Here is a 22,899-nt window from a genome sequence, read left to right on the forward strand (position 1 = left end):
CGTATAAGACAGCCATCCTTTCCATTCGTTCAGCAAGGAAATGACGGCTATGAAGTGATCATCCTTACCATTTTTTCTCATGGCGCCTTTTTATAAAAAAATCTGGAACCGGTCTGACCTGAAATCGAAAATCGGGAGTTTGCCCAAACCGGTGGTTCTGACGAACGGGGTTTTCGACATCCTGCATCGGGGACATGTCACTTATCTCGCACAGGCAAGGGAATTGGGCGCTTCACTCATTGTTGCCGTCAACACGGACGCATCCGTGAAAAGACTGGGTAAGGGAGATGACAGGCCAGTCAATTCCTGTGAAGACAGGATGGCGGTACTGGCGGCACTGGAATCGGTGAGTGCCGTTGTCGCGTTCGATGAAGATACGGCGCAGGAAATCGTCCGTGAATGCAAACCGGACATTTATGCCAAGGGTGGCGATTACGACGTCAGCGCCATTCCGGAGGGTAAGGAAGTACTTGCTTACGGTGGCAAGGTTGAAGCCATTGCATTCGAGTTCGACAGATCGACGACTGCTCTTTTGAAAAAGGTAAGAAAAAGCTGATACTTCAGTTTTTTCTGGCTAGAACGCATCGTCATCATCCGCTGAATCCGTATTCAGCTGGTTGAAATCGAAAAGATTTTTGTCCATCAAATGGGCAGGAACAACGGTGGACAGGGATGAAAATATATTCTCGATTCTGCCGGGGTATCGCTTGGCCCAGTCGCGTAGCATGGATTTGATATGCTGTCGCTGCATGTTTTCCTTGGCACCGCAGAGGTTTTTCGGAAAAACGGGATACTGCTGCATTTGTGCAAATTTTTCCAGATCAGTTTCTTTTACGTTGATCAGTGGACGTATGACGATATGTTTGCCGTCTTTCGATTTCAGCTTGGGCGGCATGCTTTTCAGTTTCGAACCGAAAAACAGGTTCAGGAAAAAGGTTTCCAGCACATCGTCACGGTGGTGTCCGAGCGCGATTTTCGTCACGCCGAGTTCACTGGCGACTTTATAAAGAATACCCCTGCGAAGGCGTGAACAGAGTGAGCAGACCGCTTTGCCTTCCGGTATCAGGCGTTGGATGATGCTGTAAGTGTCCTGTACTTCGATGTGATACGGTACCTGTTTTTTTTCCAGATAAGCCGGAAGAATGTCGGTCGGAAATCCGGGCAGCTGCTGGTCAAGATTGACGGCGACGATGTCGAAGTGGATGGGCGCTCTTGACTGGAGCACGACCAGAATGTCAAGAAGGGCAAAGCTATCCTTGCCCCCTGAAACGCAGACCATGACCTTGTCGTTCTCTTCGATAAGCCTGAAGTCACCGATCGCCCTGCCGACTTCCCGATAAAGCCGTTTCGTCAGCTTGTTGTTTTCAAAGCCCGCTCTCAGAAATTGCCTGCGTGTAACCATTTTTCCAGCCGAATGAGGGTGAGTCAGTCTTCGTCTTTGAAACGGAAAATTTCGACACCGATACTGTCGCAATCTTCATAAACATCCGGTTTTTCAGTGGAAACGCGCACTGCCATGACCTGCGGATGAGAGAGCAGCATTTTCGCCAGGTCGTCACACAGGGTTTCCTGAAGATTGATGTGGCCTTTCGACGTGCGTTCATACAGCGTGTCACGAATGAACGAATAATCGACCACTTCGCCGAGCTGGTCGTTGACTGGGGTCGATATCGCCAGCGGGATGTACAGGTCGACGTTGATCAACAGACGCTGTGCGCCTTTTTTCTCGAAATCATAAACGCCGATTTTGACGGGGACTTCGTAGTTGTGCAAAAAGAGGCGACGGCAATCTTTGAGTTTTGGATGAAGAAGAGTATGCATGAGTTTACGAATTGTTTTGTGCGCTCATTTTAGCGACAAACATGACATCCTGCGAGAGGGGAATTAAATGTTGTCCGCCATCGACGACGATGGTGGTTCCGGTTATGGCGGGGGAATTGGCGACAAAACAGACGGTCGAGGCGATATCTTCCGGTGTGCTGGAACGGCCAAGAGGTGTATTTTTGTGGGCAATTTTAAAGTCCTGTTCCGTCTGTTCGCCTGAAACAAGTGTAATGCCGGGCGCAATGCCGACAACGCGCAGTTTCGGAGCCAGTTCCTGCGCCAGCAAGGTTGTGGCCGTATTCAGTGCCGCTTTCGACAAGGTATAGGACAGAAAACTCGGGTTCAGATTGTCCAGTTTCTGGTCGAGCAAATTGATGGCGACGGATTGGGAACCTTCCGGAGTCATTGCATACAAGGCCCGTGATAACAGGACAGGCGCAGTCAGGTTGGTACGCATATGAAAATCGAGGGCATCGGCCGAGAAATCGGTCACGCTGTCGTGTTCGAAAACGGAAGCGTTATTGACAAGACAGACTGGCGTTCCAAGAGACTCACGAACACGGTTTAACAACTGGTTGACGGCATCTTCGTCGGTCAGGTCGCAATGGAGCGCAACTGAACGCCTTCCCATTTTCCGGATATCTTCTGCTGTTTCAATCGCTTCAATTTTGGAAAACCGGTAGTGGACAGCGACATCCCAGCCATGTTTGGCGAGGGTCAGGGCGATAACCCGCCCGATCCGACGGGCTGCGCCGGTTACGATAGCGATTTTTTGTCGATTTTCAGTCATGCCTGATATCAGGTTCCCGTCAGATAAGGATTATGAAATTGTACGTGAATCATAAACGATCGCACCATATTACCTTATGATGGAGGGTAATTTATCGCCTTGTTGTCGATTCGTTTCGACCGATTTTGCAGCCGACCTTCTGTTTTTCATATTGAATCATGAATTTATCTGAGCTTTCCCCGGATTTGCCGGCTTTGTCCGCTTCGCTTGAAAAACGGATTATGGCTGATATCGGAGAAAAATCCGGATGGATATCGTTTGCCGATTATATGCAGCAGGTCCTGTATACCCCATTGCTGGGATATTACAGTGGTTCTCTGGTAAAGCTGGGAGAAGCGGGAGATTTCACGACGGCTCCTGAAATGACGGATTTATACGGTCGTACTCTGGCACAGGCAATGATCCCTTTGCTTGAACAGACGGGGGCGAACATTCTTGAACTGGGCGCAGGAACGGGAAAGCTGGCGTTCGATGTTCTGACCGCTTTGGCCGGGGCCGGTATCCGGATCGGAAAATACCGGATTCTGGAACTGTCTGCCGAATTGCGCCAACGGCAACAGGTATCCTTGAAAGGATTCGACAATGTCGAGTGGTTGACAGTTTTGCCAGAGCGATTTGACGGAGTGGTGCTCGCCAATGAAGTGCTGGACGCGATGCCGGTTCATCTGGTCAAAAAGTACGGGAGCGGATGGTACGAAACGGGCGTATCTGTTCATGACAATCGGCTGGTATTCGCGGATATTCCATGTGAAGAATCTCTTGTCGATACCATCCGGCAAAGCATTCCCGACCATGTGAATTTGCCTGTCGGTTATCAGACGGAAGTGCATATTCATGCTCGTGGATTCATCAAAACGCTTTCGGAAATGCTGGCCAAGAGCGCTTGTGCAGCGGCGATTCTGATCGATTATGGATTTCCGGCGCACGAATATTATCATCCGGACAGAAGTGCCGGTACGCTGATGTGCCATTTCCGACACAGGGGACATGACGATCCTTTTTTTCTGCCGGGTCTGCAAGACATTACGGCTCATGTCAATTTTACGGGGATGGCCCAAATGGCGTCCGATCATGGACTGGACGTGATTTGCTATGCCAGCCAGGCCTCCTTTTTGCTGGCTTCGGGGTTGCCGGATTTGCTTTCAAACGGTTCGGCAGAGTCAGGCAACAGCCGGGCGGGACAATTACAGGCCGTTCAAAAACTGCTTTCGCCAGCTGAAATGGGCGAGTTGTTCAAGGTGATGGTGCTGGGACACAAAATAGAACCGCCCGCTTTCATGCTGGATATCGATAAAAGCGGGCGCTTGTAGACAGGACGAAAAGCTTTATTTTTTTGTTTTTGTCACTATTTTCGAAGTCAGGTCTTTCCGTTTGACCGGTTCAGACCAGACCTTGATTTCCCTGACCTTGTCTCGCCGCATGTCCATTGCCCATCCACCGCGACCGGAAGTCGTTTCAGCCCATCCTGAAAGAGGAATGGACAAGGGGATTTTGACAGTGGCGTTTTTCTTGTCAGCCAGTTGCATGTAAGACTGGATAGCGATCTGTTCCATGATTTTCTGGGCTGGCGGAGAACAGTTGTCGCGAATGTAAGCGCGGGCATTCGGATTCTGAAGCACTTTCTGCCAGTCGGTTTCACCCGGAACGGTGTTGTACAGTCCTTTCATGAATCTTATCGCGCCAGCTTCGCCATCTGCGAAAGTCAGATTGAACTCGTACTGTGCGACATATGTCCACAGGCCAGGCAGGGAGTCGGTTTTCTTGTAATCGTCAACCTTGATCCATTTGCACTTGTAGGCGTCGGAGAGCATTTCCACCATATCTTCATCATTGGGGCGTGCACAGCCCGTCAATATGGATGCCAGTGATGCGATAAGAAAAAAGGATAAAAGGGATTTGTATCGGGTCAAATTTCTGAAAATCATTCGTCGGGGCCTGTCAGGTTGTGCAAAGTCTTTTGACTATTTTACAAAAATGTTGCCAATGAGATCAAAAGATATTGTAGCGTACACCAAACTGGCCCGTTTGAAACCCATTTATGCGTCTTTTACGTTTGAACGCCCCAGTAAATGTCTTTCTTTTTCTTGTTGGCCGCTTTCAGCAGTTGCATGAAGGGATAGGTTCGTGCCGAAAAACTGACAGGAGGTTCGGGCCGGGTGACTTCTTTTTTTCTGTCATCCTTTGGATCTTTGCCTTCTTCCTCTTCTTCTTTTTCCTTCTTTTCCCGTTCTTCTTTTTCGATTCTTTCGCGTTCGGCCTTTTCCTGTGCCTCGATCATTTTGCGGCGCTCGATTTCATTTTCAAGTTTGACGATGGCGTCGGCTGTTTGTTCAGCAGTAATGATGCCTTTGTCAGTATCTTTGTTCAGAAGATCGAGGATCTGTTTGGCATTTTCTTCAAACATGATGATGTCGCCGCCAGCTTTGGATTTGAATATCACCAGCATATTTTTCTCCCTGAAAATGTGACGAGCCAGAATACGTTAACCGGGCAAGTCAGGTTTCGCGTAATGTTCTTCTATATTGTATGGCTTCTGCAATATGTTCTTGTTTGATATTAACAGTTTGTGCAAGATCGGCGATAGTGCGACCGATCTTGAGGATTCTGTGATAGGCACGGGCCGACCACATGAAACGGTTCATCGCTTCTTTCAGCAGATTTTCCCCGGCTTCATCCAGTCTGCAGAATTCGTCGATTTCTTTCGTGTTCAACAGGTTGTTCGCTTTTCCCTGCCGCTCAAGCTGAATGCGCCAGGCATCGCAAACCCGTTTGGCAATCGTTGCGGATGAGTCTCCGGGAGGCTGTCGGGACAGTTCTTCCTGTTTCAGCGCATTGACCTGAATCTGGATATCGATCCGGTCGAGCAGGGGGCCGGATATTTTTCGCTGGTATCGGGCTACGGCGTCCGGTGTGCAGTGACATTTTCCGGATGGATGGCCGAGATATCCGCACGGACAGGGATTCATGGCTGCGATCAGCTGGAAACGTGCAGGAAAGTCGGCCTGTCGCGCTGCACGGGAAATGACGATATGGCCTGATTCAAGCGGCTCGCGCAGAACTTCCAGAACATGGCGGTCGAATTCGGGCAATTCATCCAGAAACAAAACGCCTCTGTGTGCAAGTGAAACTTCACCCGGCCGGGGTGAACCACCGCCACCGATCAGGGCAATGGCAGATGCGGTATGATGCGGCGAGCGGAAGGGGCGGGTTTTCCATTGGGACGCCTGAAATTTGCCGGTCACGGATGAAATGGCGGCTGATTCGATTGCCTCGTCTTCCGTCATGGGCGGCAATATTCCGGGAAAGCGGGATGCCAGCATTGTTTTGCCGGTTCCGGGAGGTCCGCTCATCAGGACGCTGTGATTTCCTGCGGCAGCGACTTCGAGCGCTCTTTTGGCCTTTTGCTGGCCTTTGACTTCGTCAAAATCGGGATACCGGGGATAAACGTTATCCGTGCCTGAAACATGAGGCGCCAGCACCGGAGTCTCAGGCAAACCATTCAGATGGGCACACACATCCAGCAGGGTTTTTGCTGGCAATATCGTCAGATTGCGCACAAAGGCCGCTTCATCGGCATTGTCGTAGGGCAGGATGAACCCCTGTCTTGATGAAGCTGTATTCGATTTCGCAATGGCGAACGACATGGCCAGTGCGCCCCGAATGGGACGCAGTTCACCGGACAAAGACAGTTCGCCGGCAAATTCGTATTTGTCCAGATGGTCTGTATTGATCTGTTTCGAAGCTGCGAGAATACCCAGTGCGATGGGCAAATCGAAGCGTCCGGATTCCTTGGGCAGATCAGCCGGAGCCAGATTGACCGTGATCCTTCTGGCCGGGAACTCGAATCGGGCATTCTGGATGGCGGCCCTGACTCGGTCCTTGGCTTCCTTGACTTCCGTTTCCGCCAGCCCGACTATCGTAAAAGAAGGCAATCCATTCGCCAGATGCACTTCAACGGTGACTTCAGGCGCGTCCATACCAGCCAGCGCACGGCTTTTGAGGATGGCAAGACTCATTTTTTATCGGATGAAGAAGCGCTTTCGGATTGCTGTATCCGGTTTTCAAGATCGGACAGGCGCTTTTCCAGCATGTTGATGCGGTTTTGCAACTGGACAATCGTCAGTCTCTGGACTTCATATTCTTCAGTGGTGACCAGTTCCAGTTTGGAGACAGCCTGTGTCAATATGGCGCGAACGTTCCGTTCGATATCTTTTGCCGGGGAGCTATCCATGATCTGTCCCAGTTTCGATTGAAGTTCATCCAGTATTTTTTTACTCATTTCATCTCCTTTTCCGGAAAAAGAATGTTTTGAACAATAAGTGGGACAGACGACACAATATTAAAGGATTTTAGACGGATGAGTCTATTTTGGTGGCGCTATTGGCGAGCCTGTTGCGATAAACGTGACTTTTTTACCCGATCCATCGTAAAAAACGCATAAAACGTATGTATGGATTCCTGTTTTTTCGGCTGGCTCAGCAATATTTTTCAGGAACGGTTAGTATATTAATTTCCACGCGGCATGATTTTGATGCCTGCTGAAAATGATATACAGTTACGAATAACTGAGCATCAGCAACAGGCCGATTTCCGGATGCTTTATTATCGGAAGTTGTCCAATTATGCACTTGTTGTGTACTGAAGGATTTTTATGGTTCCTCATTTGGTTACTGCATTGAACGGCCCTCTTCTAGAGCTGGAAAAAACGATTATCGATTCGACGCCTGCCATCGAAAGATGGTTCAGGCTGGAATGGCAGGATCATACGCCGCCATTTTATTGTTCGGTCGATTTGAGAAATGCCGGGTTCAAACTGGCGCCGGTCGATACCAATCTGTTTCCGGGCGGATTCAATAATCTGTCGGTCGAGATGTTGCCGCTGGCTGTGCAGGCGACGATGGCGGCGATCGAAAAGTATTGTCCTGATGCAAAAAATCTTTTGCTGGTGCCGGAAAGTCATACCCGCAATACCTATTATCTCCAGAATATCGCACGCCTGATCAAGATTTTGCGTCAGACGGGGCTGGATGTCCGGATCGGATCGCTTTCGGAAGACATCAAGGAACCGACGCCACTGATCTTGCCCGATGGCACGACCTTGATGATGGAACCCTTGAAACGTATCAATAACGGTCGTCGTGTCGGGGTCGATGATTTCAATCCGTGTACGATTTTGTTAAATAACGATCTTTCTTCGGGGACTCCGGAGATATTGAGGAACGTTTATGAACAAAGTCTGTTTCCGCCCTTGCATGCGGGCTGGACAGTGCGGCGAAAGAGTAATCATTTCGCGGCGTATGACGATGTTGCCAAGCGGTTTTCGAAAATGCTGGGAATCGACCCCTGGTTGCTGAATCCGTTTTTCTCGAAATGCAGTCATGTCAATTTCAGCGAACATGAAGGTGAAGAATGTCTGGCGGCCAGCGTTCATTCCGTTTTGACGAAAATCCGTCGCAAATACAAGCAGTACGGCATCAAGGAAAAACCGTTCGTTATCGTCAAGGCCGATGCCGGCACGTATGGCATGGGTATCATGACCGTGACCGATGCAAGTGAAGTGAAAGATCTGAATCGCAAGCAGCGTAACAAGATGTCTGTCGGCAAGGAAGGCTTGCCGGTACGTGACGTCATCATTCAGGAGGGTGTTCACTCATTTGAACGGGTCGATGAAGCGGTTGCGGAACCGGTTGTTTATATGATCGATCGTTATGTTGTCGGTGGTTTTTACCGGGTCAATGAAAAACGGGATATCAATGAAAACCTGAATGCACCCGGTGCACATTTCGTTCCTCTGGCTTTTGCGCAACAGCATACCATTCCGGACAGAAGCGCCGAACCGGGTACGGCTGCGCCGAACCGTTTCTATATGTACGGAGTCGTGGCCCGTCTGGCACTTCTGGCGGCTTCTATTGAACTGGAAAGAACCGATCCTGACATGCAGGGGTAATCGAATCCTATGGAACTGGCGTTTTTTGCGGACCCGCTTGGCGAGTTCAAGCTTGAAAAAGATTCCACTTTTGCCATGATGGCGGAAGCGGCGAAGCGGGGACATCGTATTGTCGCTTTCGGACAGGGCGATTTTGCGCTTGACAGGGATGAAGTCACGGTCAGGGCATCCCATATCGAGTTGACGGGGAAAGAGGACGCCAGCTGGTTCCGTGTCCTTGAAACCCGAAACCGGCGACTGGAATCGTTTGACGCGGTTATCGTGCGCAAGGACCCGCCTTTCGATGTCGAGTATGTCAACTCGACTTATTTCCTTGAACTGGCGGAAAAAAAAGGTGCAAAAGTTTTCAATCGCCCCGAAGCTATCCGCAGCCATAATGAAAAACTGACGATCGCACAGTTTCCCGAGTTTATCGTACCGACGCTGGTCACCTCCGATGAAAACCGTTTGCGTGCTTTTCATCGGGAACATCATGACGTCATTTTGAAACCCTTGAACGCAATGGGCGGTACGGGTGTTTTTCGTGTCCGTGTAGATGGCATCAATCTCGGCGCCATTATTGAAACGCTGACGGAAAACGGTCATAAAACCGTCATGATGCAGAAATATATTCCCGAGATCGCCAGGGGGGATAAAAGGGTATTGCTGATCAATGGACAGCTTGTTCCCTTTGCTTTGGCGCGAATCCCGCAGAATGGCGAAATCCGTGGCAATCTGGCGGCGGGCGGGCTCGGCAGGGCGCAGCCGCTGTCGAAACGCGACAGGCAAATAGCCGAAACATTGGCGCCCGTTCTGGCCGAAAGGGGATTGTTCCTTGTCGGGCTCGACATTATCGGTGACTGGCTGACCGAAGTGAACGTGACCAGTCCCACCTGTTTTCGGGAAATCACGAGCCAGACCGGATTCGACGTGGCGAGGATGTTTGTCGACGAGCTTGAAAAAACGGTTTGACCGACGGATTTTATTCATTACAATGTATTGAATATGTCAGCTCTTTGATGCCGGATCAAACCGGATGGCTGGCTTTTGATCATAATTGAACGACATTTGGGACGTTCTTCTTTTCACTGATTGACGGGACGAGATGGTAGGCATACTCCTTCTTATGCATGAGCCTTTGGCAGACGCTTTCATGACGACAGCGATGCACCTGTTCGAGGGCGAGCAGGGACGCATTGAGGCAATCGATGTCAAGCCTGACCAGGACATTTGTGAGGTCAACGGAATTGCCATCGAGGCAATAAGGCGTCTCGACGATGGGTCCGGCGTACTGGTTTTGACGGATGTTCTTGGTGGTACCCCCTCCAATTGCTGTCACCAGCTTTCTGCTGAAAACAAGGTTCAGGTTCTGACAGGGGTCAGCCTGCCCATGTTACTCCGGGCGATTACATATCGGCAGAACGATCTGGAAACGGTTATCGAAAAAGCTTTGTCCGGAGGAAAAAACGGAGCGGTTCGTATCGATCCTTGCGAAGACAGCACATCGAAGTAAAGCCGATGGGGCCTTATTTGCCGGAAAAGTTCAATGCATTGTTTATAAACAGAACTTTCGTCCGCTTGCGGTTTAATCTCATTACATACGAATATGGTACAGACGGAACTGGAAATCATTAACAAGCTGGGTTTGCACGCCCGGGCATCTGCCAAACTGACGCAACTGGCATCGAAGTACAGCTGTGAGGTCTGGATGACACGCAACAATCAGCGAATCAATGCCAAATCCATCATGGGAGTCATGATGCTGGCCGCTGGCAAAGGTTCAAAGGTTTTGCTCGAAACGGATGGCGTCGATGAAGAAGAATGCATGGATGCCCTGAAAAAGCTGATCAACAACAAATTTGGTGAAGCGGAATAATTGAATGCAGGCCGGTAAAAATATGGCATCTTTCGCACTGTTCGGAATATCGGTTTCACGCGGCATTTCCATTGGCCGGGCTCATCTCGTTGCCCGTGCGGCCATGGATACCCGGCACTACCTCATTCCCCAGGAAAAGGTGGAGGCGGAAGTGCTTCGCTTGCAGAATGCGCTCGATACTGTCCAGAAAGAGCTGGAAGCGATCTGGACAACCCTGCCGCAGGATGCGCCTGTCGAGCTGGGCGCATTTCTGGATGTGCATGCCATGATACTGGCCGACTCGATGATAGCGAAGGAGCCTTTCAATATCATCCGGACGCGCCGTTACAATGCCGAATGGGCGCTTTTGACCCAGATCGAGGAATTGTCTGCACGCTTCGATAATATCGAAGATCCCTATTTGAGGGAACGAAAAGCGGATATCGAGCAGGTCGCCGAACGGATCATGAAAGTGCTGACCGGCACGCAAACCGATTTCACCCCGGTCATGACTGAACCGGATGGCGAACGCATTGACATGATCGTCGTTGCTTACGACATTTCGCCTGCGGATATGCTTCAGTTCCGGGACGATACGTTCAGCGGTTTTGTCTCAGAAATCGGCGGACGCAATTCGCATGCCGCCATTGTCGCTCGCAGTATCGACACGCCTGCCGTATTCGGTCTGGCCGGGGCATTATCCCTTATCAGACAGGATGACTGGCTGATTGTCGATGCTGATGCGGGAATCGTTATCGTCAATCCGACGTCTGTCGTCCTTGAGCAGTATCGAGCCAGACAGGCTGCACAGGCAAGGGCACGGAAAAAACTGAGCAAACTGAAAAAGACGCCTGCCGTGACAATTGACGGTACTCCTGTCACCCTGCTTGCCAACATCGAATTTCCGGACGATTGCAAGGCCGCACTTGAAAACGGGGCAGTCGGAATCGGCCTGTTCCGGTCAGAATTTCTTTTCATGGGACGCAACGGCAATATCAGCCGGATTCCGGGTGAAGAAGAACAGTTCGAGGCCTATAAAAAAGCGGTTACCCTTATGAAGGGCCGTCCGGTTACCATCCGGACAATCGATATCGGTGCTGACAAACCGCTCGGCACGCCGGAGACGAGTACATTGAACCCGGCGCTGGGCAAACGGGCTATCCGGTATTGTCTGGCAGAGCCCGAGCTGTTTCTTGCCCAGTTGCGTGCCATCTTGCGTGCTTCGGCGTTTGGCCCCGTAAAACTGTTGATCCCGATGCTGGTGCACGCTTTTGAAATCGACCAGACGCTGGCTTTCATTGAAGAGGCGAAGGCGCAGCTACGTGAAGCGAAAATCAAATTCGACGAGAAAATCCAGATCGGTGCCATGGTGGAAGTGCCAGCGGCCATTCTGGGATTGCCGATGTTCACGTCCCGCCTCGATTTCATTTCGATCGGTACAAACGACCTGATCCAGTATGCATTGGCAATCGACCGGGTCGATCCCGAGGTCGCCCATCTTTATAATCCATTGCATCCGGCCATTCTGACAATGTTGTCGATGACGATCTGGGCGGCGGACAAGGCAAATATTCCGGTGTCCATTTGCGGCGAAATGGCGGGTGACGCTCATTTGACGCGGCTGTTGCTCGGTATGGGCTTGCGCGAGTTTTCAATGCACCCGGCCCAGCTCCTGAATGTCAAACAGGAAATTCTTTCAAGCAACATGAAATTGCTGAAACCGAAGGTGGACAAGGTATTGTCGCTGGTGGAAGAAGCGGCTATCGAAGAGGCGGTCCAGCAATTACAGCTTGAAAAAACTGCCGATCAAAGTTAAAAAAGGTTTTCATACAGAAAAATAGTATGAGCTTGTTTGTGTGCCGGTTTGACGATATGAAATGACTTCGTTATGCTAGCGATATTGCGCCGATTTGAACGAGACAGCTTGCGGGCGCAAAAGGGGATCCTGAATAAATAAATACGGCTAAAGCGAGCTTGGATGCAAGCCCGATATGCTGACGCTATTGGGCTTCTTTTTTATCAGGAACAGGTTAACGGAATGATCGTTGCAACAAAGCCTGGCGATCATCGATTAAGACAGAATTTTCATGCCATCAGTTGGAATCGTTTCACCACAATCCATGCATTTTGCCGAACCGCTTGTTTTGCAGAGCGGGGCGTCGATTTCGGATTACACACTGGTATATGAGACATATGGTGAACTGAATGCGGATAAAACGAATGCCGTTCTGGTTTGCCATGCCTTGAATGCCTCACATCACGTCGCCGGTTATTATGTCGACAATCCGAAAGACACCGGTTGGTGGGACAATATGGTCGGGCCCGGTAAAGCGGTCGACACAGACCGTTTCTTTGTAATTGGAGTCAACAATCTGGGATCGTGTTTCGGATCGACCGGGCCGATGGATATCAATCCCGAGACCGGTAAGCCGTATGGCGCCAATTTCCCGGTTCTGACTGTCGAAGATTGGGTCGATGCGCAGGCCAGACTGGCGGACGCATTGGGTATAGACTGTTTTGCTGCCGTTATGGGAGGCTCGCTCGGTGGCATGCAGGCACTGGCATGGACCATGCAATATCCCGACCGTGTCCGTCATGCTGTCATCATCGCTTCGACTGCTCGCCTGTCTGCCCAGAATATCGCATTCAATGATGTGGCCCGTCAGGCCATTCTCTCCGATCCGGATTTTCATGGCGGCGATTTTTACGCGCATGGTGTCGTGCCGAAGAACGGCTTGCGTGTCGCCCGCATGGTCGGTCATATCACTTACCTTTCCAACGACGACATGTCGGAAAAGTTCGGTCGTGACCTTCGTTCGGGTGAATACAAGTTCGGTTATGGTGTCGAGTTCGAAATCGAATCCTACCTGCATTATCAGGGTGAGAAGTTCTCGGCCTATTTCGACGCCAATACGTATTTGCTGATTACGCGCGCGCTTGATTATTTCGATCCGGCTGCGCAGTATGGAGGCGACCTCGACAAGGCTTTGGCAGGAACGAAAGCGGATTATCTGCTGGCTTCGTTTACGACAGACTGGCGTTTTTCTCCTGAATGCAGTCGTGCGATTGTCCGTTCACTGGTCAGTAATGGCAGAAAAGTCACATATGCGGAAATCGACGCGCCACACGGGCATGACGCTTTTCTTCTGGAAGACTCGCGTTACCATAAAGTGGTCCGGTCTTATTATGAGCGTATCTGGCAGGAAATTAACGGAGGCATACGGTCATGAATATGCCTAAACTGAAAAATCTGCGGGCAGACCTCGCTTTCATTTCCAGCTGGGTCAAGGACGGTGCTCATGTGCTCGATCTGGGGTGTGACGATGGGGCAATGCTTGAATATCTTCAGAAGACGAAAAACTGTACCGGTTATGGCGTCGAAATCGACGATTTGAAAATTCCCGGATGCGTTCTTCGCGGTATCAGTGTCATTCAGCACAATCTTGAAAAGGGATTGCCCTTTTTCAAGGACGATTCGTTCGATACGGTTTTATGTCTTTCGGCCTTGCAGATGATGCAGCATGTTGAAGGGTTGTTGCGTGAAATGGCCAGGGTTGGCAATGAAGCGATCGTTTCTTTTCCGAATTTCGCCTACTGGCCCCATCGTTTTTCATTGTTGGGTGGCAAAATGCCGGTTTCGCTGGAATTGCCTTATGAATGGTATGACACGCCCAATCTGAGATGCGCAACGCTGAAGGATTTCGAAAATCTGGCCGATCTGGTCGGGTGGAAGGTAGCCGATTGCGTGGCCTTGCATGACGGCAAACCGGTGACTTTCATGCCGAACTGGCGGGGCAGTCTTGCCGTTTTCCGGCTTCAGAAGAAAATTAATTCCAAACGCACATAATGTCCCTCGATAAAAAATGGAAAGCCATACTCGATCCGCGTTTGCTGATCTGTGTGTTCCTTGGCTTTTCATCCGGATTGCCCTTGTTTATCCTGCTGACGCTTTTGCAGGCATGGCTGACGAAATCCGGTCTTTCCATCAAATCGCTTGGGCTCTTTGCCCTTGTCATGTTTCCTTATACATGGAAATTCCTGTGGGCACCTCTGATGGACCGCTATTCCTTTCCATTGCTGGGCCGGCGTCGGGGCTGGATGGCATTGACCCAGATTTTGCTTTTTTTCTGTATCGGTTTTCTGGGGTGGCTCGATCCTGTCACGGAATTGACGATGGTTGCCATCCTGACGACTGTGATCGCATTTCTTTCGTCAAGTCAGGACATCGTCGTGGATGCCTTCCGGCGTGAACTCTTGCCGGATGAGGAACAGGGGCTGGGCAGTGCGATTCACGTGAATGCCTATCGCGTGTCGGGAATGGTTCCCGGCGCATTGTCGCTTATTCTGGCCGATATGATGAGCTGGTCCGGCGTTTTCTGGGTAACGGCTGCCTTCATGCTGCCCGGCCTGATTTGCACGCTCGTCATCAGTGAACCGAAAATTCATGGCGCGCCACCGAAAACCATCCGTGAAGCGGTCGTGCTGCCTTTCACGGAATTCATCGGGCGGGCTGGCTGGAAAAGCGCCTTGTTCATTTTATCGTTCATTTTCCTGTACAAGCTGGGCGACAGTCTGGCGACTGCGCTGGCGACCAAATTCTATCTGGATCTGGGATTTACGATGACCCAGATCGGCGTGATTGCCAAGACAACCGGATTCTGGGCAAGTCTTATCGGCGGCCTTTTGGGCGGCATATGGATAATCGGGCTGGGAATCAACCGGGCCTTGTGGGTCTTCGGCGCCGTTCAGGCGCTGGCTATTCTCGGATTTTCATGGATGTCGCTGGAAGGCCCCAATCCGATGTTGCTTGCCGCCGTGATCGGTTTCGAGGCATTTGGCGTCAGTCTCGGTACAGCCGCGTTTGTGGCTTATATTGCAACGACAACGGATGAACGTTATACGGCGACACAATTTGCGCTGTTCACCAGTCTTGCTGCCGTTCCAAGGACGTTTATCAATGCGTCTGCCGGGTATATCGTGGATCAGACAGGCTGGTTCATGTTTTTCAACCTGTGCTTCATTCTGGCGTTACCGGGCATGATGTTGTTGCCAAAAATTGCGCCCTGGCGACAAAAACGGCATTTGGCACAAGAACAATAAAAAAATTTCCACGATGAGTGTAAAATTTCCGATTTGAAAAATAAATCGCTTGTTGCCTGATTTTTATGGCAATAATCAGGCAACAGACGGATGGCATCCCCCACCGGCAGGGATGAACATTCGAAAATGAATTGAAAATGGGAGAAAGTATGGCGCAGGAATTTTTGGAAATGCCCGACAAGGACGGTTTCTTTGGTGAATTTGGCGGGCAGATGATTCCGCCTGAATTGAAAGCGGTGATGGATGACATCGCCAACGCTTATGAAGAGGTTCGCAACTCCAGGGAATTTCAGGATGAACTGTCCGATCTTTACACCCATTATGTCGGTCGCCCGAGCCCTATATTCTATGCAAAAAGACTGACAGAACGTCAGGGCGGCGCACGTATCTTTTTGAAGCGTGAAGACCTGAACCATACCGGTGCGCACAAGATCAATCACTGTCTGGGACAGGCACTGTTGGCCAAGCATATGGGCAAGACAAAAGTGATCGCCGAAACCGGTGCCGGACAGCATGGTGTGGCCATGGCAACGGCGTGTGCGCTGGTCGGTATCCCATGTGAAATCCATATGGGTGAAATCGATATCGCAAAAGAACACCCCAATGTCACCAAGATGAAAATTCTGGGATGTAATCTCATTGCGGTTACCCGCGGTACCAAAACGCTGAAAGACGCTGTCGACAGTGCCTTTGAGGAATACCTGAAAGATCCGAAAAACTTCCTGTATGCTATCGGTTCCGTTGTGGGGCCTCATCCGTTCCCGAAAATGGTACGGGACTTCCAGAGTATTGTCGGCAAGGAAGCCCGTGAACAGTTTTTGCAGAGGGAAAACAAACTGCCGGATGTCGTGACGGCCTGTGTCGGTGGCGGTTCGAATGCGATCGGTATTTTTACTGAATTCCTGCCGGATGAATCCGTGAAACTGGTCGGTATCGAGCCTGCCGGTAAAGGATTGGATACGCCGGATCATGCTGCTACCTTGAGCCTTGGCACGAAGGGAACGCTCCACGGTTTCAAATGCTATAACCTGCAGGATGAAAAAGGCAATCCATTGCCGGTTTATTCGATTGCGTCCGGACTCGATTATCCGGGTGTCGGCCCTCAGCACTGCTATCTGAAAGATATCGGCCGCGTCCAGTATGAAGCGATTACAGACGAGGAATGTCTGGACGCTTTCCTTGTTTTGTCGCGTATTGAAGGCATTATTCCAGCGCTGGAAAGCTCCCATGCCGTGGCTTATGCGATGAAAGTCGCCAAAGAACTCGGTCCGGACAAAACCATTCTGGTCAATCTGTCCGGAAGAGGCGACAAGGACGCTGACTTTATCGCCAATTATCTGGGCATCAACTGATCAGATTTTTGCGTCGTACCGTATCGTCAGGGGAGCGTGGTCTGAAAACCGCTCTCCCTTGTAGATGTCGGCTGAAACCGCTTTTTTCGCAATACCCGGTGTAGCGATCTGGTAATCGATTCGCCACCCGACGTTTTTTGCGTAAGCCTGACCGCGATTGCTCCACCATGTATAGGCCTCACCGGTCGTATCCGGATGCAGGAGGCGATAAACATCCACCCATCCCAGTTCATCGAATACATCGGTCAGCCACGCCCGTTCTTCGGGCAGAAAACCGGAATTTTTCTGGTTGCTCTTCCAGTTTTTCAGGTCGATTTCCTTGTGGGCTATATTCCAGTCGCCGCAAATGACGAATTCGCGGCCACTGTCTTTCAGTTTTTTCAGGTATGGATAGAATTCATCCATGAAACGGAATTTGGCTTCCTGTCGCTCAGGTGAAGAGGAACCGGAGGGGGCATAGAGCGAGACAAGGCTGAAATCCCTGAAGTCGCACTGGAAATAACGTCCTTCCGCGTCGAATTCCTTGCTGCCGAAACCGTTTTCGATCTTGTCGGGCATTGTTTTCGTGTAGATGCCTGTTCCTGAGTAGCCCTTTTTTTCCGCGCATTCAAAGTAGCCCTGATAACCGTCAGGTGTGGCGACTTCGGGCGTGATATCACAGGACTGGGCCTTGATTTCCTGAAGGCAGACGAAGTCTGAACCGGAGCGGTTCATCCAGTCGAGAAATCCTTTTTTGACGGCGGAACGGATACCGTTGAGATTGACGGAAGTAATGGAGAACATGAGTGTCATGAATATCTGAAAGTACACATGATACTAAAAATAAAACGAACACGTGCGAGCTACCTCTCCGATTGATGACACGTTACAATATCGATGTTCTTTTTGAGAGATTGGGGATTGAAGTGAGTCAGTTAAGAGAAGAGTTTATCCGCTTTGCAGTTGACTGCGGAGTGTTGCGTTTCGGGGAATTTATCACCAAGGCAGGCAGAACGTCTCCGTATTTTTTCAATGCGGGTTTGTTCAATGACGGACAGTCGCTGGGGACACTGGCCGATTATTATGCCGATACCTTGCTGGAATCCGGTGTTTCTTTCGACATGTTGTTCGGCCCTGCCTACAAGGGCATTCCGCTCGTGGCGGCTGTTGCAATATCTCTGGCCAGAAAAGGCCGCAATGTCCCGTTTGCATACAATCGCAAGGAAGCAAAGGATCATGGCGAGGGCGGTGTGATTGTCGGCGCGCCTTTGAAAGGCAAGGTCGTGATCATCGATGACGTGATTTCGGCAGGCACATCTGTCAATGAATCTGTCAATATCATCCGGAATGCAAATGCGACTCCGGGAGTTGTTCTGATTGCACTGGACCGGATGGAACGTTCCGGGAAGGATGACGCCTTGTCTGAACTGTCCGCCGTTCAGGAAGTACAGAAGGCATACGATATGCCAGTCCTTTCCATTGCCAATCTGGATGACCTGCTGGGCTATCTCGCCAAAGCGGGTGCTTCCCCGGAAATGAACCAGTACCAGAAGGCGGTCAAGGCGTATCGCGACAAATACGGTTCAGTAAACTGATGAAAAAAGCCCCTTAAAAGGGGCTTTTCTTTTATGTCAGACAGCTTGTTTGAGCTTGTTCCGGGCGGAACAGACAGGGCAGTCGGGATTGCGGTCGATCCCGATCCTTGTCCATTCCATTGTCAATGCATCGAGCAGAAGCAGGGAACCTGCCAGAGACGTGCCGATACCGGCGGCGAGTTTCAAGGCTTCGGCTGCCTGCATGGTGCCGATAATCCCGACCAGCGGTGCGAAAACGCCAACCTGCGCGGCTTTCAGATCCTCGAAATGCTGGTCTTCCGAAAACAGGCAGGCGTAACAGGGGGAATCATCACGCCGTGGATCGTAAACCGAGATTTGCCCGTCGAACTGGACGACGGCACCGGATACAAGTGGAACGCCAGCGGCCATGCAGGCGCGATTGACAATCAGGCGTGTTTTGAAATTGTCGGTGCAATCAAGAACGACATCCGCAGTCCTGACGAGTTCGGGCAAAGACGTTTCATCCATCCGATCGGTTATGGTAACAATATCGATCGTCGGGTTAATGCCGGTCAGTGTCTGTTTTCCTGATTCAGCCTTGTTTTTGCCGATCCGGTCTGTTGAGTGAAGTATCTGGCGCTGAAGGTTGGTCAATTCCACCTGATCGTTGTCGACCAGTGTCAACTTGCCGAAACCGCCGGAAGCCAGATACATGGAAGCAGGGGAGCCGAGTCCACCTGCCCCGATCACCAGAACATGCGAGTTGGCAATTTTATCCTGACCTTCGTAACCAAGATCTTTCAGCAATATGTGACGCGAGTAGCGTACTTCCTGTTCTTCATTCATCACTTTTGACCTTTGCCGGTTTATTTTTTCCTGGTTTCGTCGTTTTTCTTTTCTTCCGGTTTGACTTTGGAAAGCTGAACCGGTTTCCCTTTCAGGTGGTTCAGTGCCTGCATCAGCTGGAAGTCTTTTTTCGTGCCGTATTCGATCGGCTTGTATTTCTTGGCCGATTCCAGCAGCTTGATTTCTTCGTCCTGATTCAAGCGGTCTTCGTTCTTGACTTCATCCGTGCCATTCGTCAGGTGCTTCGACAAATCGGCTTCACGAAGGCGCAGTCCATTGATTCCATCGCCTTCTGCCGTTTCATCGACCATCAGGTCCGGTACGATACCTTTTGCCTGAATGGAGCGGCCGCTTGGTGTGTAATAACGGGCGGTCGTCAGCTTGACTGCCGTATCTTTCGAAAGGGGGCGAATCGTTTGTACGGACCCTTTGCCGAATGTCTGGGTACCCATAATAGTGGCGCGTTTGTGATCCTGCAGAGCACCGGCAACGATTTCAGAAGCGGAAGCCGAGCCGATATTGACCAGTACGACGACCGGAACGTTCTTGATCTGGGCTGGCAGTTTTGCCAGAGGGTCATTCAGGGTTCTGCCTGCATAATATTCCGGACGGGCGTAAAAGACCGCCTTTGATTCCGGCAATTGGCCGTTGGTCGAAACAACGACCGAATCCTGTGGCAGGAATATGGATGCCACGCCGATCGCTCCCGGCAGGATGCCGCCCGGATCGTTTCTCAGATCGAGAACGACACCTTTGATCTTCGGATTCTTGGCATAGAGCTTGCTAATGTGCGTGACGAGGTCTTCAACAGTCGGTTCCTGGAACATGGAGACCCGCAGCCATGCATATCCGGGTTCGATCATTTTCGATTTCACGCTTTTGACCTGGATTTCTTCACGGACAAGCGTAATAACGATGGGTTTGTTGACGTTTTTACGGGCAATCGTGAGCGTGATTTTCGTATTGGGATCGCCGCGCATTTTCTTGACTGCCGCGTCGAGTGTCATATCCTTGACAGATACGCCATCCAGTTTGGTGATCAGATCGCCCGGCTTGATGCCTGCACGGTAGGCAGGTGTGTCTTCGATAGGTGAGATGACCTTGACGTAACCGTCTTCGGTGCCGACTTCAATGCCCAGACCGCCGAATTTGCCCTGAGTCCCTTCTTTCAATTCCTGGAGGGCTTTCTTGTCGAGATAGGCCGAGTGGGGGTCAAGTGAAGCCACCATGCCTGAAATGGCATCAGTCAGCAGTTTCTTGTCTTCGACCGGTTCGACATAGTCGGATTTGATCAATCCGAATACATCGGCAAGTTGTCTCAATTCATCAAGCGGCAAAGGTGCCGTCTGCTTTTGGGCCATGGCGGAGAATTGTACCGACGCGAAAACGCCGATGATCACTCCGAGAACTACCAGCAGAATGTTACGAAATTTATTACGCATGTATCACCTAGTCGATATCCAGTCCGAAGGGTTTAAAGCATGTCCACTACGTCGCAATTCGAAGTATAACCCGGTTTCCCCGTTTTCACCGCTGTTGCCCGCGGTAGCGACGGTCTCGCCGCTGCCGACAGTATCTCCTACCCGTTTGTTCAGGGTTTGAGCATTTCCGTAAATCGTCATGTAATGATCACCGTGGTCGATAATAATCAATCTGCCGAAACCGCGAAGGGTGTCGGCAAAGATAACCTTGCCGCCTGCAACGGAATGGACGGGGGCACCTGCCGATGTTTTGATAAAGATGCCTTTCCAGCTCGGGCCGTCAGCGCGTTTCATGCCATATCTGGCGGTAATGGTTCCCTGTACAGGCATTCTCAAAGAGCCACGTTTCTTGCCGAATGCGCTTGCAGTATCGGCTTTATAAGGCGTTTCCCTGACGATTTCAGCCTGTGATTCCTGTTTTTGAGGACGGGATTGGGTTTTTCTGGCCTGTTTCGTCTGTCTCGATTGTTTTGCCTGTTTTCTGGCCTGTTGTTCGGCAAGACGTGCTTGTGCCGCCCTTTTTTCAGCCGCTTTTCGTTGCTCTTCAATCTTTCTGGACAAACGGTCGACCAGACCACCCAGACGTTTTTCATCCTGTGCGAGACGTTCGGCTTCTTTTTTCTGGTTGCTTAACTTGTCGGAGAGCTGGGCGACAAGAGCGGCGTGCCGGGCTTTTTCCTTTTCAAGAACCTGTTTTTGTTCGCTTGTCTTGCTGGCGATTTTATCCAGTTCCTGCTTTGTTTCTTTTGTTTCCGACTTTTTGGCATCGACTGCCTTGATATTCTGGCGAAGGGATGCGATCAGTTGCGAGTATGCCGTCGAATAGTAGTTCATGTATTGCATTTCGCGGCTGATCCGGTTCGGGTTGTCACCGGAAAACAGCAGTTTCATCCGGTCTTCACCGCCTGAAACATATTGTTGTTGCATCAGTTTTGCCAGTTGTTTTTGTTGTTTGGCAACGGTTGCCGTCAGCTGTGCCTGTTCGGAAGAAAGCTGGGTCAGTTTGTTTTCAGTTACCGCTTTTTTCTGTCCGAGCTCTGCCAGCGAACGTTCGGTAGTCGATATGGCTTTCTGGGATTGGGTCAACGCTTCGCTGGCCTTGCCTTTTGCGACTTCGGTTTTCCCGATTTCCTTTTTCAGGGTATTCAATCGGGTGTGGACTTTTTTCTGTTCGGTTTCGGCGGCCTGTTTCTGTCTGGCCGTGTCACCTGCTTTTTTTGAGGTCGTTTTTGACTTGCCACGTTTAGATGCGGCTTTTTTATTGACCTGTTTCTGCTGCTTGGTTGAGGTCGCTTTTTGCTTTGCGTGAACAGTCAGCGACGAAGCTGTCGCGTAGACAAGCAGGAAGAGGAAAAAGAGTGCTTTTTTCATGCATTTTGCGAGGCAAAATTGAATCGGATCATTTTGCCTCAAAAAGGTAAGGATCGCAAAATTAACTTGCGCTGCCCTGTGCTTCCACTTCCTGCAAGGCTTCGGCGATTTGTGCCGGATCGCCCAGGAAATAATGACGTATCGGTTTCAAATCGTCATCCAGTTCGTAAACAAGGGGCTGGCCGGTCGGTATGTTCAAAAGGGCGATATCCTTGTCGCTGATGCCATCCAGTTCCTTGATCAGGGCACGCAGGCTGTTGCCGTGGGCAGCAACGAGAATGCGTTTTCCTTTCCGGATTTCAGGTGCGATCGATTCAATCCATAAAGGTTTGACGCGAGCGACTGTGTCTTTCAGACTTTCGGTCAGCGGAATCTGTTCACGTTTCAAGGTTGCATAAGCGGGGTCATTATAGGAAGTTCTCGGATCGCCCGGATGGAGCGCATCGGCGGCTATTTCGTAGCTTCTGCGCAACATATGAACCTTGTGTTCGCCGTATTTTTTGGCGGTTTCGGCCTTGTTCAGGCCCTGAAGCGCACCGTAATGACGTTCATTCAAACGCCAGTCGCATACTACCGGAACCCACATCAAATCCATTTCATCAAGCACGATCCACAGTGTTCTGATGGCTCTTTTCAGTACTGAAGTGTAAGCCAGGTCAAACTCGAAACCTGCTTCCCGCAAGACGCGGCCAGCGGCTCTGGCTTCTTTCTTGCCTCTTTCCGTCAGGTCCACATCGGTCCAGCCGGTAAACCGGTTCTCGAAATTCCAGATGGACTGCCCATGCCGCATGAAAACAATTTTATGCATAATCGAAATGA

The 22,899-nt window shown here is 50.6% G+C and carries 24 protein-coding genes; 12 read left to right on the plus strand and 12 right to left on the minus strand.

The window, feature by feature from the left end:
- Positions 1-79 precede the first annotated feature (79 nt).
- On the plus strand, positions 80-556 hold the full coding sequence (rfaE2, locus tag BRW83_RS01955) for a D-glycero-beta-D-manno-heptose 1-phosphate adenylyltransferase (protein WP_005882047.1): 477 nt from the start codon (positions 80-82) through the stop codon (positions 554-556).
- Positions 557-574: 18 nt separating this feature from the next.
- Here the strand turns inward: rfaE2 and ttcA are convergent, their stop codons facing one another.
- Genes ttcA through BRW83_RS01970 form a run of 3 tightly spaced genes read right to left on the minus strand, consistent with a single transcriptional unit; the run spans position 575 to position 2,614 of the window.
- Positions 575-1,402, minus strand: coding sequence for a tRNA 2-thiocytidine(32) synthetase TtcA (ttcA, locus tag BRW83_RS01960; protein ID WP_081442206.1), 828 nt, complete (start codon positions 1,400-1,402; stop codon positions 575-577).
- A 23-nt stretch (positions 1,403-1,425) separates the two neighbouring features.
- The gene (locus BRW83_RS01965) at positions 1,426-1,821 is read right to left on the minus strand and encodes a dihydroneopterin aldolase (RefSeq protein ID WP_005882040.1); all 396 of its coding nucleotides are present in this window, start codon (positions 1,819-1,821) and stop codon (positions 1,426-1,428) included.
- 4 nt (positions 1,822-1,825) lie between these two features.
- The gene (locus BRW83_RS01970; RefSeq protein ID WP_005882037.1) at positions 1,826-2,614 is read right to left on the minus strand and encodes an SDR family oxidoreductase; all 789 of its coding nucleotides are present in this window, start codon (positions 2,612-2,614) and stop codon (positions 1,826-1,828) included.
- A gap of 158 nt (positions 2,615-2,772) precedes the next feature.
- Here BRW83_RS01970 and BRW83_RS01975 point away from each other — a divergent pair, with 158 nt between their 5' ends.
- Positions 2,773-3,924, plus strand: a complete 1,152-nt coding sequence (locus BRW83_RS01975; RefSeq protein WP_005882035.1) for a class I SAM-dependent methyltransferase — start codon at positions 2,773-2,775, stop codon at positions 3,922-3,924.
- A gap of 15 nt (positions 3,925-3,939) precedes the next feature.
- On the opposite strand, the gene BRW83_RS01980 is transcribed toward BRW83_RS01975, so the two are convergent.
- The 4 genes from BRW83_RS01980 to BRW83_RS01995 all read right to left on the minus strand — a co-directional run bounded on the left by BRW83_RS01980 (position 3,940) and on the right by BRW83_RS01995 (position 6,893).
- The gene (locus BRW83_RS01980; protein WP_005882033.1) at positions 3,940-4,539 is read right to left on the minus strand and encodes a hypothetical protein; all 600 of its coding nucleotides are present in this window, start codon (positions 4,537-4,539) and stop codon (positions 3,940-3,942) included.
- Between the two features lie 122 nt (positions 4,540-4,661).
- Positions 4,662-5,060, minus strand: a complete 399-nt coding sequence (locus BRW83_RS01985) for a DUF1840 domain-containing protein (protein ID WP_005882031.1) — start codon at positions 5,058-5,060, stop codon at positions 4,662-4,664.
- Between the two features lie 49 nt (positions 5,061-5,109).
- Positions 5,110-6,630, minus strand: coding sequence for a YifB family Mg chelatase-like AAA ATPase (locus BRW83_RS01990; RefSeq protein WP_005882028.1), 1,521 nt, complete (start codon positions 6,628-6,630; stop codon positions 5,110-5,112).
- Positions 6,627-6,893 carry an accessory factor UbiK family protein gene (locus BRW83_RS01995; protein ID WP_005882025.1) on the minus strand — a complete coding sequence of 89 codons (267 nt, stop codon included), beginning with the start codon at positions 6,891-6,893 and terminating at the stop codon, positions 6,627-6,629. Before BRW83_RS01995 ends, BRW83_RS01990 begins: the two co-directional genes overlap by 4 nt.
- Positions 6,894-7,265: 372 nt before the next feature.
- On the opposite strand from BRW83_RS01995, the gene gshA reads away from it, so the two are divergent.
- The 9 genes from gshA (at position 7,266) to trpB (ending at position 16,847) form a co-directional block, all read left to right on the plus strand.
- A complete protein-coding gene (gene gshA / locus BRW83_RS02000; protein WP_005882024.1) occupies positions 7,266-8,561 on the plus strand; it encodes a glutamate--cysteine ligase in 1,296 nt (431 codons plus the stop codon).
- Positions 8,562-8,570: 9 nt separating this feature from the next.
- Complete coding sequence (gshB, locus tag BRW83_RS02005; protein WP_005882022.1) at positions 8,571-9,512, plus strand: glutathione synthase; 942 nt, start codon at positions 8,571-8,573, stop codon at positions 9,510-9,512.
- 133 nt (positions 9,513-9,645) lie between these two features.
- Positions 9,646-10,053: a PTS sugar transporter subunit IIA gene (locus BRW83_RS02010; protein WP_036603231.1), complete on the plus strand. Its 408-nt coding sequence runs from the start codon at positions 9,646-9,648 to the stop codon at positions 10,051-10,053.
- Between the two features lie 93 nt (positions 10,054-10,146).
- The gene (locus tag BRW83_RS02015; protein WP_005882018.1) at positions 10,147-10,416 is read left to right on the plus strand and encodes an HPr family phosphocarrier protein; all 270 of its coding nucleotides are present in this window, start codon (positions 10,147-10,149) and stop codon (positions 10,414-10,416) included.
- Between the two features lie 22 nt (positions 10,417-10,438).
- Positions 10,439-12,211, plus strand: a complete 1,773-nt coding sequence (gene ptsP / locus BRW83_RS02020; RefSeq protein ID WP_005882016.1) for a phosphoenolpyruvate--protein phosphotransferase — start codon at positions 10,439-10,441, stop codon at positions 12,209-12,211.
- A gap of 271 nt (positions 12,212-12,482) precedes the next feature.
- The gene (metX, locus tag BRW83_RS02025; protein ID WP_005882014.1) at positions 12,483-13,625 is read left to right on the plus strand and encodes a homoserine O-succinyltransferase MetX; all 1,143 of its coding nucleotides are present in this window, start codon (positions 12,483-12,485) and stop codon (positions 13,623-13,625) included.
- A complete protein-coding gene (gene metW, locus BRW83_RS02030; RefSeq protein WP_005882013.1) occupies positions 13,622-14,242 on the plus strand; it encodes a methionine biosynthesis protein MetW in 621 nt (206 codons plus the stop codon). Before metX ends, metW begins: the two co-directional genes overlap by 4 nt.
- Complete coding sequence (locus tag BRW83_RS02035) at positions 14,242-15,495, plus strand: AmpG family muropeptide MFS transporter (RefSeq protein ID WP_005882012.1); 1,254 nt, start codon at positions 14,242-14,244, stop codon at positions 15,493-15,495. The genes metW and BRW83_RS02035 overlap by 1 nt, the downstream gene beginning before the upstream one ends.
- A gap of 149 nt (positions 15,496-15,644) precedes the next feature.
- Entirely contained in the window at positions 15,645-16,847 is a 1,203-nt protein-coding gene (gene trpB, locus BRW83_RS02040) for a tryptophan synthase subunit beta (protein WP_005882011.1), read from the plus strand.
- Here the strand turns inward: trpB and BRW83_RS02045 are convergent, their stop codons facing one another.
- Positions 16,848-17,630: an exodeoxyribonuclease III gene (locus tag BRW83_RS02045; protein ID WP_005882010.1), complete on the minus strand. Its 783-nt coding sequence runs from the start codon at positions 17,628-17,630 to the stop codon at positions 16,848-16,850. It lies immediately after the preceding gene.
- 122 nt (positions 17,631-17,752) lie between these two features.
- Between BRW83_RS02045 and pyrE the strand changes: the two genes are divergently transcribed.
- Positions 17,753-18,421, plus strand: coding sequence for an orotate phosphoribosyltransferase (gene pyrE / locus BRW83_RS02050; protein ID WP_036604034.1), 669 nt, complete (start codon positions 17,753-17,755; stop codon positions 18,419-18,421).
- A gap of 36 nt (positions 18,422-18,457) precedes the next feature.
- On the opposite strand, the gene BRW83_RS02055 is transcribed toward pyrE, so the two are convergent.
- The 4 genes from BRW83_RS02055 to gpmA all read right to left on the minus strand — a co-directional run bounded on the left by BRW83_RS02055 (position 18,458) and on the right by gpmA (position 22,888).
- Entirely contained in the window at positions 18,458-19,228 is a 771-nt protein-coding gene (locus BRW83_RS02055) for a HesA/MoeB/ThiF family protein (protein ID WP_005882008.1), read from the minus strand.
- Positions 19,229-19,248: 20 nt separating this feature from the next.
- Positions 19,249-20,670 carry a S41 family peptidase gene (locus BRW83_RS02060; RefSeq protein WP_005882007.1) on the minus strand — a complete coding sequence of 474 codons (1,422 nt, stop codon included), beginning with the start codon at positions 20,668-20,670 and terminating at the stop codon, positions 19,249-19,251.
- A gap of 3 nt (positions 20,671-20,673) precedes the next feature.
- Positions 20,674-22,080, minus strand: a complete 1,407-nt coding sequence (locus BRW83_RS02065; RefSeq protein ID WP_005882006.1) for a murein hydrolase activator EnvC family protein — start codon at positions 22,078-22,080, stop codon at positions 20,674-20,676.
- A gap of 61 nt (positions 22,081-22,141) precedes the next feature.
- Entirely contained in the window at positions 22,142-22,888 is a 747-nt protein-coding gene (gene gpmA / locus BRW83_RS02070; protein ID WP_005882005.1) for a 2,3-diphosphoglycerate-dependent phosphoglycerate mutase, read from the minus strand.
- Between the last annotated feature and the right edge of the window lie 11 nt (positions 22,889-22,899).

This window comes from Oxalobacter formigenes, assembly GCF_002127965.1.
Classification (GTDB): domain Bacteria; phylum Pseudomonadota; class Gammaproteobacteria; order Burkholderiales; family Burkholderiaceae_D; genus Oxalobacter; species Oxalobacter formigenes.